The organism is Bacillus sp. z33, from assembly GCF_058313615.1.
In genome coordinates, this window is record NZ_JBZFQN010000002.1 from 480,108 (window position 1) to 491,329 (window position 11,222).

Sequence of the window (11,222 nt, forward strand, 5' to 3'; positions counted from 1 at the left end):
TTCACTGATACAAATAGCATAATTGGAAACTGATGCGATTTTTACTATTTGCTGAGGATATCTTTATTATGATATAAGGTTTAAATCATTGTTTGAAATAGATTTAGGTATGGACTTGTAAGATAAAGACTTTGTTTTTCTTATTACGTCAACTCAAACTTACTTCAAACATCTTCCTCCTCATACTATTCAATAAAAATACTCTCTTCAAGATAAATTATCCATATTTATGAAAGAAAAAATAGAAATAGGTATATTGTTTTGATTTCTTAGCGAGAATAGTGCCAGAAGCATTATCCATAGTTACACCAATATATTCTGTATAATTTTCCTCATACTGTATAATCGAATGAAATTCATATTAGACGGAAGGAGATAGATATGGATCCAGTAAAACCCTTTGAGCCGATTTCTGCTGAAGTGATCCCAAAAGGTGAGGAATGGATATTCCAAGTTAAGTGGGATGGCGTCCGTATGCTGGTCTATAAAATGGATAATAAGGTAGAATTGATCAATCGAAATTTAAATAATCGAACAAAGCAGTATCCGGAATTGACTGATCTGGATACCTTTTGTTCCGCATCTTCAGTAATTCTTGATGGGGAAATTATTGCTTTGCATAACGGGAAACCCTCGTTTCATGAAGTTATGAAGCGGGATAGAATGAATCGTTCCCCTTATATTATGGATGCAATAAAGGAAAGACCTATTATATACATGATATTCGATATTTTATATTTGGATGGTAAATGGGTCATCGAAGAGGAGCTTGAAGAACGTCAAAGGTTGTTATCGTCTATTATCATGCCTACAGAATATGTACAAGTTGTTGAAAATTTTCGGGATGGAGATACCTTGTATAAAGCTATCATGGAACAAAATCTGGAGGGAATTATTGCTAAAGATTTGCATAAACCATATAGTTTGAATGGAAAAGATGGACGGTGGCAAAAGATTAAGTTTTATAAAGACCTCATCGCTGTTGTAGGTGGTTATTTGTTAAAGGGGAGCGAATTGCAATCTTTGGCATTAGGGTTATATGACTCTTCAGGAAAACTTCACTATATCGGCCGTGCAGGGAAAGGATACTATACACAAGAGGGATGGAAGGTAATTCAACAATTTATGGAGAAAGCCTCCCAGTCCCAAAATCCTTTTAGTACAAAATTGGACCAAGCCAAGAAGTATCAATGGGTACAGCCTATTTATACGGTCAAAGTCACCTATCTGGAATGGACCGAATCAATGACATTAAGGCAGCCTTTATTGGAATCATTTGTTGAACATGATCCAGAAAAATGCTTAATGGAGCTTGACCTATGAGGTATAAAGGACTTTGTTTTTTAACTGAATATGATAGCGTCAAAAAAGTTTGTACGGTGGCTGTCCTCTATATGGATGAAATTATTGAATTGGGGAAAGTAAAAGAAGGATTTACGGAGGAAGAGCGACAAGCGATCCTAACCATTTTGCAACAAACAGGTACCGAACATCAAAAAGGAATCTATAAAGTACCGCCTGGGATTTGTATACAAATCAAATACAAAGCCATTACCAAATTTAAATTAGTATCACCTGTCTATGTAAATTTAGCCGTGAACGAGAAGTGGACAACTTGTACATGGACTAAATTGGCGTTGTCCCAATTTGAGAAGGTAACCATTACGAATCCAGGGAAATTGATTTGGACAGAACAATCAGTAACAAAAGAGGTATATATAGACTATCTTCTTTCCATATCTGACTTCATGCTCCCCTTTTTAAAGGATAGATTCTTAACGGTTAAAAGGTATCCAGAAGGTGTGGGTTCAGAAGGATTTTATCAAAAATCAACTCCGGATTATGCACCGAGGTTTGTGGAAACAGCTATAAATCATGATATTAACTATACCGTGTGTAATAATATCGAAACTCTTTTGTGGCTCGGGAACCAGGCGGCAATTGAATTTCATATTCCATTCAATGAACTGGAGAAACAAAATCCTGCAGAAATTGTTTTTGATCTTGATCCGCCTCAATTAGGTGATTTACAGCTAGCCGTAAAAGCAGCACTGGAAATGAAGAAAATTCTCGATCAATTTCAATTAACTGCTTATGTGAAATTGTCAGGACGAAAAGGAATCCAAATCCATATTCCATTGATCGAAGGGACAATCAGCTATCCTGAAACACGATTATTCACTGAATTCATCGCCAACTTTCTGGTTAATCAATTTCCTGATGATTTTACAACGGAACGATTGAAAAAAAATAGAGGAAACCGGCTTTATATCGACTATATCCAGCATGATAAAGACAAGACGATCATCTGTCCGTATTCACCGAGAGAGACACAAAACCCCTGTATTGCAGCGCCATTGTTTTGGGAAGAAATAAAGACAGGGTTGAAAACAGAACAATATTCTATGAATATCGTTAAGAAGCGGGTTTCTGAAGGGATAAATCCATTTGACAGTTACTTTGCCATGGATCAATCGAATCAAATGAAAAAAATTATAAACTTTATAAAAGAAAAGCAAAATTAAAGATCTAATCTGACAAAGATCAGTATAAGACTAATGATTTATGATTTTGGTTAAGATATTCTAAAAGGAAGGTGTATTTATGCATACAATTTGGAAGGGAACCATTAGTTTTGGACTCGTTAGTATCCCGATAAAGCTCCATGCTGCTACCGAAAATAAAGATATACCATTGCGAACGTTACATAATAAATGTCATGCACCTATAAAATATTCAAAAGTATGCTCGGTTTGCGGGGAAGAGGTGGAGCAAGAGGATATAGTCAAAGCTTATGAGTACGTAAAAGGGAAATATGTTGTTCTGGATGAAGAAGAGCTGGAAAAGCTGAAGAAAGAGCAAGAGGATAAGGCAGTTGAAATCATAGATTTTGTTAAAATAGAAGAAATTGATCCTATTTACTTTGAAAAGAGCTATTATATGTCACCAAACGAGGGTGGCACTAAGGCGTATTCCTTGCTGAGAAAAGCGTTGGAAACCTCAGGCAAGGTTGGTCTTGCGAAAATTACAATCCGCGCGAAGGAATCACTTGCTGTAGTACGGATCTTAGGAAATACTTTATTGATGGAAACCATTCACTTTCCAGATGAAGTAAGAAAGGCTGCGGATGTACCCAATATTCCAGCTGTTGAAGAAATTGTCCAGAAGGAATTGGACACAGCGATTTTATTGATTGATCAGTTAACAACTACGTTTGATCCTTCAAAATATCATGACGAGTATAGAACAGCTTTACTGGAATTAATAGAAAAGAAAAAACAGTCACAAACAGTCACTCCTGCTGCAGGCAAAAAAGCGACATCCAATGTAGTAGATTTGATGGCCGCGCTGCAGGCTTCCATTGACCAAACCAAATCTGCAGCAAAACCAGCGAAAAAAAGAGCACCGCGAAGAAAGAAAGAAACTTCATAATATCACTCTTGCTTTCAAAAGCAAGCGTTGATTAACTAATTAGAAGCCGTTTCTATTATGAAGAATCGGCTTTTTTTATTGTACTTATTAATAATCAGAATATATAAACTTTTTGTCGAATTTAAGAAGGTTTTTATAAGGTGGGTTTTTAGTACCGGTTCAAAAGATTTGTATATATCATTCAGTAGATTGAAATAAAGAGAAATACATGTCTAAAGAACTAAGAAAACATCGTTTATTAAATTTATTACAAATGCAAGATTTGTCGAAATATAAATGTAATGTTTAAATGGTAGAAATATTATATCAGACTGATATAATAAGGCAGTACCAAAGAATGGATTGGTTGGTAAATATTCTTTTAAAATTATATCACTTATATATAGAGGCAAGATACGAAGTCTATCATGTAGAGACATTGAAAGGGGATCATTGCTTGAAGAAGTCAATAATTGCATTTAACATCGCTCTAGTGGTTGGAGCTAGTTCATTATTATCCGGAGGCTATGCTACTGCCGCTTCCTTATCTGAATTAGAGGGAAAAGAGAATCAGATTAAAAATGAAAAAGCAAAGGTAAATCAAGATATCATTAAAACAGATGAATCTATAAATCATGTAGTTGATAAACAAACTGATTTAACCAATCAGCTTCAAAAGTTAGAATCAGAGATTACTGAAACGAATTCCAAAATAAATGATAACAATACTAAAATTAGCAATACATTAAAGGATATCGAACAATTAAAAAAAGATATCATAGAACTTGAAAAGAAGATTGAAGCAAGAACAGAGTTATTAAAAGAACGTGCAAGATCCTATCAAGTTACAGGCGGAAAGATGAATTATCTGGAAGTAGTAGTGGGCTCAAGCGACTTTGGTGATTTTGTTGAACGGGTTAATGCGGTCAGTACAATCATGGAAGCTGATAATGAATTAATTGCAGAGCAAGAAAAAGATAAAAAAGAATTAGAGAATAAAAAGCAAGAAGTAGAAGATAAACTTCAAAGCTTGGAAACAATGAAAAAAGAACTAACTGATTTGAAGGTAAAACAAGAGAATCAGAAAAAAGAAAAAAATAATCTGATGAAAAAACTTAAAGAAGAAGAGAAACACTTGGAAGAACATAAATTAAGCATGGAAGAAGAATCTTCTATCTTAGCAGGCCAAGAAACTGCTTTGCAGAAAGCGATTGAACAGGAAAAAGAACGTCAAGCTGAAATCGTTAGAGAAAAGATAGCCGCTGCTGCTGCAGAGAAAAAACGCCAGGCTGAATTTGCCAAGCAAAAAGAAGAAGAAGCTAGAAAAGAAGCTCAAGAAGCTAAAAATGCTCAAGTAGAAAGTAAACAATCTTCTTCATCGAGTACACCAGTAAAAAGTGCACCAGTAAAAAGTGCGCCAGTAAAAAGTGCACCAGTAAAAAGTGCGCCAGTAAAAAGTGCACCAGTTCAAAGATCTGCTGTAAAAGAATCCAGTGCACCTGCTCCTAGTAGCTCATCCGGTTTATTCATGAAGCCATCTGCAGGTTATTATACTTCCGGATATGGCCCAAGATGGGGAAAATCTCATGGAGGAGTTGATATTGCAACACCTGGTACTGTTCCAATCGTTGCTTCTGCAAGCGGTGTGGTCTCCAGATCTTACAAATCTTCCAGTTATGGAAATGTAGTATTTATTACACATTATATTGATGGAGTACAATACACAACTGTCTATGCACACATGAGAGATAACAGTGTGAAGGTAAGTGCAGGACAAACTGTGAGCAAAGGTCAACAAATTGGATTAATGGGAAGTACTGGACGTTCAACAGGCCAGCATTTACATTTTGAACTCCATAAGGGACCTTGGAATGCAAGTAAATCAAATGTTGTGAATCCTTCTGAATATCTATAAATTAAAGTACAGAGGCCTATCTAGGTCTCTGTTTTTTTTGGAATGACTGAAATTAAGTTTTGCTTTTTTAGAGAGACAAGAGCATGTGTTTAAATAAAATAAATCAAAATATTGTTTACCAAAGGATAACAATAGAGTATACTTTTATTGTTTAGAATATTTAGAATATTTTGTATGTGTTTTAATTAAATTTAAGAGAGGGGATTAAGATGGAAGAAACGAAGATAGCCAGGGAGGAAGAGAAGAATCATAGAAATTACTCGGCCATTGTTCAAAGTCCTGAATTTCAACAATTGTTAAAAGAAAAGAAAAAATTCATCATACCTTTTACATTGTTTTTCCTAATTTTTTATTTTGCGCTTCCTGTAATGACCTCTTACTCAACCGTGTTAAATCATTCATTTTATGGGCATATCACCTGGGCATGGGTATTTGCTTTTGCGCAATTTATTATGACGTGGGCATTATGTATGATTTATTCCAAAAAAGCAGCTCGGTTTGATCGATTAAGTGAAGAGGTGTTGAAAAGAGGGGGTAAACAATAAATGAACTATACGGCTTTTTATATGTTCCTCGGTATTGTACTTGTTACATTGTTTATTACGTATTGGGCTTCTAAAAAAACCAAAAATGCGAATGAATTTTACACAGCCGGAGGTGGTCTGACGGGTTGGCAGAATGGCATGGCCATTGCAGGAGATTATATGTCTGCAGCATCATTTTTAGGAATAGCCGGTGCAGTCGCTTTAACTGGGTTTGATGGCTTTTTTTACAGTATAGGTTTTTTGGTTGCCTATTTGGTTGTATTGTATCTAGTAGCCGAACCATTAAGGAACCTTGGTAAGTATACGTTGGCAGATATGTTAGCGGCGAGGTTTGATGCGAAAAAAATACGGGGTGTTGCCGCTTTTAATACGATGTCCATTTCTATATTCTATATGATTGCTCAGCTGGTAGGGGCTGGTGCCTTAATTAAATTACTGCTAGGTTTGGAATATACAACGGCTGTTTTAATTGTTGGAGCTTTAATGACCATATACGTTATTTTTGGAGGCATGCATGCTACGAGCTGGGTCCAAATTGTAAAAGCTGTTTTGCTGATGGCGGGAACATTTATTATTTCAGTGATCGTTTTTGCGAAATTTGATTTTAATATTGCTAATATGTTTGAACAGATGAGTACGGCTACTCCTTTAAAAGAAGCATTTCTTAATCCAGGAGTAAAGTATACTGATGGGCTGGATACATTATCTCTAACAATGGGGCTTGTTCTTGGAACAGCTGGTTTACCGCATATTCTCGTACGATTCTTTACAGTAAAGGATGCTAAAACAGCAAGAAGCTCAGTTGTATATGCCACTTGGATTATTGGGATTTTCTATGTCATGACCATTTTTCTTGGATTTGGAGCAGCTGCCTTTGTTGGTAGTACTGACATAGTAAATGCAAATGCAGCAGGGAATATGGCAGCACCATTACTGGCGAAAGCACTTGGTGGAGATATTTTATTCGCTTTCATTTCAGCAGTTGCATTTGCAACGATATTGGCAGTTGTTGCCGGCCTCGTATTAACAGGGGCATCCGCTTTTGCTCATGATTTTTATAATGAAATATGGAAGAAAGGGAAAGCAACAGAAAAAGACCAGGTGAAAATGGCAAGATATGCTTCTGTTGGTGTCTCTGTGTTATCTATTCTTTTAGCTTTAGTCGCACAAAATTTAAATGTCGCCTTTCTTGTGTCATTAGCCTTTGCCGTGGCTGCCAGTGCGAATCTACCTGTCATTATTTATACAATTTACTGGAAGAGATTTAATACAACTGGAGCAATCAGTGCGATGGTAGTAGGGTTGATCACCTCCGTTGGACTTGTCTTAATCAGTCCCAATGTGTTCAGTCCAGAAGCTGGAAAAGCCATATTAGTTGGTGAACCTTTATTTCCCTTGACAACACCAGGTTTAGTATCCATTCCGCTCGGTTTCCTCGCTGGGTATGTTGGTACTTTATTATCTCGTAAGAAAGAGGAAGAAGCGAAATATGATGAAATTTTGGTAAAATCCAATACGGGTTTAGATACTACCCAATAATGGTATGACCATTAAAAGTGTTTGAACTCCTGATATAACGACAATAGACAGTAATAAACAAAATCAGTGCAAGTAAGCACTGATTTTGTTTTATCTTATCATTTATTTTTTCTATATTTCCCAAGAAATATTTAAAATTTAATCAGCTTTAAAGAGATATTTCACCTCTAACATGACTTGATTTAACTTAATTCATGTGTATTTTTAATTATTGCATTAAAAAATATGTCCCTGTTCGCCAGTAGTGGCTAAGGAACATATTTTTTTAAGCTGTTTTTTCTTTTTCTTCGCTTTTGATAAATTTAAGGACGATAAAAAATAAAATTAATGATAGGGCACCAAAGCTATAAAAAAGATAGGCTTCGTTGTGCTTCATAAAATAAGACATGAGTGGAGGACCAGCTGCCACTCCAAAAAAGCGTGCTGAGCTATAAAAGGATGTAATCGTACCTCTTTGGTTCTTATCTATGTTTTCAGTAATGATTGCATCTAATGATGGCAAAATGGTGCCGAGTCCAGCACCGAATAATGATAATATCCCAATAAGTAAGTATATGTTATCAAAGTAAGATGCGAAAGTGATGGTTAATGCACTAATAATAATTGAAACCAAGATGAGCATTTTCATCAATTTTATATTGTCCTTTATTTTCTTTCCTGTAATAAATGAAGCTAAACATAAGAAAAATAAGGGGATAGCGAGTACAAATCCCTTTTTAATATTATGAATGTCATATTTGGATTCAAGGGTCGAAGATAAATAAAATTGAATGGCAAATAGAACTAACATAACGAATGCACCCGTGAGAAATATACTGTATAACCATTTTCCTTCCTTCTTAAAAATTTTCTTTGTACCTTGTAAAAATTCTTTTAGAGTGGGAGGCTCATCTTTTCGCTTCGGAACTTTTATGCAAAAAAGAATCATAAAAAAGGTTATCAAGCTAAGAAATGATATAGCAAAGAAAGGAAGAAACCATAGAGAAATGGCTAATGCAGCTCCTAGTATGGGGCTTAAAACTTTTCCAAAGGTATTGGATGTTTCCACAATTCCGAGAACAGAGCTTGCTTTATCATCGTCTTTAAAAAGATCGCCAACTAAGGGTAATATGATTGGAAAAGCACCAGATGATCCTATTCCTTGAATAATCCGTCCTATTATAATAACCATAAATGGGTTTTCCATTTTCCAAGAGGCAAAGCCTGATACTAGCCCGCCGATAAAAGCTAAAACTAAACTAGGCAGTAAGATCATTTTCCTCCCAAAACGGTCGGATAAATAGCCTGCAATCGGTATTAAAATTATGGAGGCAACGGAATAGCTTGTAATAATCAAACTGGATTGGAAAGAGGAGATTCCAACTCTCTTTTCTAAAATAGGTAGAACAGGGATAAGCATTGAATTACCTAATGTCATTATTAGTGGCACTGCTGCTATACTGGCCAAACACCAAAAACTAATTTTATTGGTATCCGTTTGTGAACTCATTTAATAATTCCCTCATCTCTCTAAGCAGTTCTGTGCAATTACTTTGCCACACAAGATAAGAAATTATGTACAAATGCATGAGCTAATGTGATGTGAAAATATGACAAGTATCGTGGGATATTAAATATAAAAGCACTGTGAATATAGCTCACAGTGCTTCATATTGTTAATCATCTGATGATAGGATCCCGATAAATCTCAGGATAAATAGGAACAGGTTAATAAAATCAAGATATAAATTGAGTGCAGCTAAGGGGATTTCATCTTCACCTACTCCGTACTGTTTCATACGGTTTACATCATATAGTACATACCCGCTGAAAACGAGTATCCCTATAAATGAATAGACAAGCATAGCAGTAGAGGATAAAGGTGAAAAAATATTAAATATACCAATAACAAGGATGGCGAGCAATGCGGCTAACAGAAATCCGCTTAAAAATGTTAAATCCCGCTTTGTTGTTGCGGCATATAGGGAGAGTCCGCCAAATACAACTACTGTAGCAGCTAAGCTCATGATAATGGGCTGTGGTCCTATTGTTACCAAATAGTTTGAGATTACAGGATATAAGGTGATGCCTGATATAAAAGTAAACGCATATAAGAAACTATATGAGAGAAGTTTCCTCCGCCTCACAAAAAATGCTGCAAGCAACATGCCGAATTCAATGATCATCAGTGGTAAGAACAAGGATGGAGGGACAAAATTACCGGCTACAAATCCAACTAAGGAAATGGCTAAAGATATAGCGAATGTTCTTATAACGGCAGGAATATGGTATTTATTACTTTCAGTATACGAATTCATCCAATTACCTCTCTTTTTTTGTAGTACTATTATTTACGTTATACTTTATCAAAGGTTTCATCTGATATAAATATATCTACTAGAGACAAATCGAAACGGATTGTATATAATTAAATATAAGAACAAACGTTCTGTTTGTGTGGTAAGTTAACATCTTTGTAAGTGTTTGGTAGTGTGAAAATTTGACTGCCGGGCATTCCGCTTTATGCTATTCTATGGTTAGAAGAACTGGGAAAGGGGGAGAACTTTTGAATTTTTCATTTATACATGCTGCAGATATTCATTTGGACAGTCCTTTAAAAGGATTATCAAGATATGAGGGAGCACCTGTCGAAAGATTGCGCAGTGCCACCAGAGATGCATTTAAAAATTTAATAGATTTAGCGATTGAAAAAGAGGTCCATTTCATAATCATTGCAGGGGATTTGTATGATGGGGATTGGAAGGATTACAATACAGGTCTCTTTTTTGCTAATGAAATGGCTAGGTTAAAACAATATAATATCACTGTTTATATGATAAAAGGGAATCATGACGCAGCAAGTATCATAACTAAAGAAATAAAACTGCCTGATAATGTATATGTGTTTGATGATAAAAAATGCAATAGTATTTTTATTGACGAGCTGGGTGTCGCCCTTCATGGACAGAGTTTTTCTACCCGGGCAGTTAAAGATAACCTCACCAAAAACTATCCTCCGAAAGAGAGTGGATATTTTAATATAGGGATCCTGCATACTTCAGCTGTCGGTCGGGAAGGTCATGAGAACTATGCTCCATGTTCCATAGAGGATATGAAGGGAAAAGAATATGACTATTGGGCTCTAGGGCATATCCATAAACGGGAATTTTTATGTGAAAGAAACCCAGTCATTCTTTTTCCAGGAAATATTCAAAGCCGACACAGTAAAGAGACAGGTCCAAAAGGATGTTCCTTAATTAAAGTTAGCGATGGTCGCATACAGGAATTAAATCATATATCACTGGATGTATTACGCTGGGAGATCATTGAGATAGATGCTGCACGTCTAACTGATTACGATCAATTTCTTCAAAAAATTGAAGAGGAGCTGGAAAAACACTTAGATCATGCAGATGGTAGAATGCTCGCAGCCAGAGTAGCCGTTAGTGGCAATACTTCTATATATCAGGAGCTTTTGAAAAATAAAGAAAGAGTATTAAATGATATTAGGTCCGCTGCTTTCGCTGTTGGGCATGGACAAATATGGATAGAGAAAATAAAGAATAAAACGGCCCCACCGGTAGAGTCCAAACATTTCTCTGGTGAAAACAATCCAGCGAATTCCATTTTTAATTGGCTTGAGACCAGTGATCTGGATGAATTGCTCGAAGATGTGAGAAAAGAGTTTTCGGCGATTACCAACGTATTGCCGACCGATTTAAAAAGAGGAGAGAATATGGTTGTACCTGATTCAGTTTCCATGCTGGAAGAAAAGCTGGAGGAAGTTAAACAACTGGTGAGCCTTGAGCTACAAATGGAAGGGGGTAAATAAG

At 35.9% G+C, this 11,222-nt stretch carries 9 protein-coding genes; 7 read left to right on the forward strand and 2 right to left on the reverse strand.

Features of this window, described 5'->3' with window-relative positions; translation table 11 throughout:
• Window positions 1-381 precede the first annotated feature (381 nt).
• The 6 genes from ligD (AC4G3L_RS09395) (at window position 382) to AC4G3L_RS09420 (ending at window position 7,410) form a co-directional block, all read left to right on the forward strand.
• Window positions 382-1,323 carry a non-homologous end-joining DNA ligase gene (gene ligD, locus AC4G3L_RS09395; RefSeq protein WP_491076693.1) on the forward strand — a complete coding sequence of 314 codons (942 nt, stop codon included), beginning with the start codon at window positions 382-384 and terminating at the stop codon, window positions 1,321-1,323.
• Window positions 1,320-2,525, forward strand: a complete 1,206-nt coding sequence (ligD, locus tag AC4G3L_RS09400; protein WP_491076694.1) for a non-homologous end-joining DNA ligase — start codon at window positions 1,320-1,322, stop codon at window positions 2,523-2,525. The genes ligD (AC4G3L_RS09395) and ligD (AC4G3L_RS09400) overlap by 4 nt, the downstream gene beginning before the upstream one ends.
• 79 nt (window positions 2,526-2,604) lie before the next feature.
• Window positions 2,605-3,432, forward strand: a complete 828-nt coding sequence (gene ku / locus AC4G3L_RS09405) for a non-homologous end joining protein Ku (protein WP_491076695.1) — start codon at window positions 2,605-2,607, stop codon at window positions 3,430-3,432.
• A 436-nt stretch (window positions 3,433-3,868) separates the two neighbouring features.
• Entirely contained in the window at window positions 3,869-5,326 is a 1,458-nt protein-coding gene (locus tag AC4G3L_RS09410) for a murein hydrolase activator EnvC family protein (RefSeq protein WP_491076696.1), read from the forward strand.
• A 209-nt stretch (window positions 5,327-5,535) separates the two neighbouring features.
• On the forward strand, window positions 5,536-5,871 hold the full coding sequence (locus tag AC4G3L_RS09415; protein WP_491076697.1) for a DUF485 domain-containing protein: 336 nt from the start codon (window positions 5,536-5,538) through the stop codon (window positions 5,869-5,871).
• Window positions 5,872-7,410: a solute symporter family protein gene (locus tag AC4G3L_RS09420; protein ID WP_491076698.1), complete on the forward strand. Its 1,539-nt coding sequence runs from the start codon at window positions 5,872-5,874 to the stop codon at window positions 7,408-7,410.
• 265 nt (window positions 7,411-7,675) lie between these two features.
• Here AC4G3L_RS09420 and AC4G3L_RS09425 read toward each other — a convergent pair whose 3' ends face one another.
• Together AC4G3L_RS09425 and AC4G3L_RS09430 are read right to left on the reverse strand one after the other, a co-directional pair.
• Window positions 7,676-8,899: an MFS transporter gene (locus AC4G3L_RS09425; RefSeq protein ID WP_491076699.1), complete on the reverse strand. Its 1,224-nt coding sequence runs from the start codon at window positions 8,897-8,899 to the stop codon at window positions 7,676-7,678.
• A 166-nt stretch (window positions 8,900-9,065) separates the two neighbouring features.
• Window positions 9,066-9,707, reverse strand: coding sequence for a Bax inhibitor-1/YccA family protein (locus AC4G3L_RS09430; protein ID WP_491076700.1), 642 nt, complete (start codon window positions 9,705-9,707; stop codon window positions 9,066-9,068).
• Window positions 9,708-9,955: 248 nt separating this feature from the next.
• Between AC4G3L_RS09430 and AC4G3L_RS09435 the strand changes: the two genes are divergently transcribed.
• Complete coding sequence (locus AC4G3L_RS09435) at window positions 9,956-11,221, forward strand: metallophosphoesterase family protein (protein ID WP_491076701.1); 1,266 nt, start codon at window positions 9,956-9,958, stop codon at window positions 11,219-11,221.
• Window position 11,222 lies beyond the last annotated feature (1 nt).

Bases quoted from the DNA above. Each gene is read 5' to 3' on its own strand.
- ligD (WP_491076693.1), top strand. From the start codon at position 382: ATGGATCCAGTAAAACCCTTTGAGCCGATTTCTGCTGAAGTGATCCCA.
- ligD (WP_491076694.1), top strand. From the start codon at position 1,320: ATGAGGTATAAAGGACTTTGTTTTTTAACTGAATATGATAGCGTCAAA.
- ku (WP_491076695.1), top strand. From the start codon at position 2,605: ATGCATACAATTTGGAAGGGAACCATTAGTTTTGGACTCGTTAGTATC.
- AC4G3L_RS09415 (WP_491076697.1), top strand. From the start codon at position 5,536: ATGGAAGAAACGAAGATAGCCAGGGAGGAAGAGAAGAATCATAGAAAT.
- AC4G3L_RS09420 (WP_491076698.1), top strand. From the start codon at position 5,872: ATGAACTATACGGCTTTTTATATGTTCCTCGGTATTGTACTTGTTACA.
- AC4G3L_RS09425 (WP_491076699.1), bottom strand. From the start codon at position 8,899: ATGAGTTCACAAACGGATACCAATAAAATTAGTTTTTGGTGTTTGGCC.
- AC4G3L_RS09430 (WP_491076700.1), bottom strand. From the start codon at position 9,707: ATGAATTCGTATACTGAAAGTAATAAATACCATATTCCTGCCGTTATA.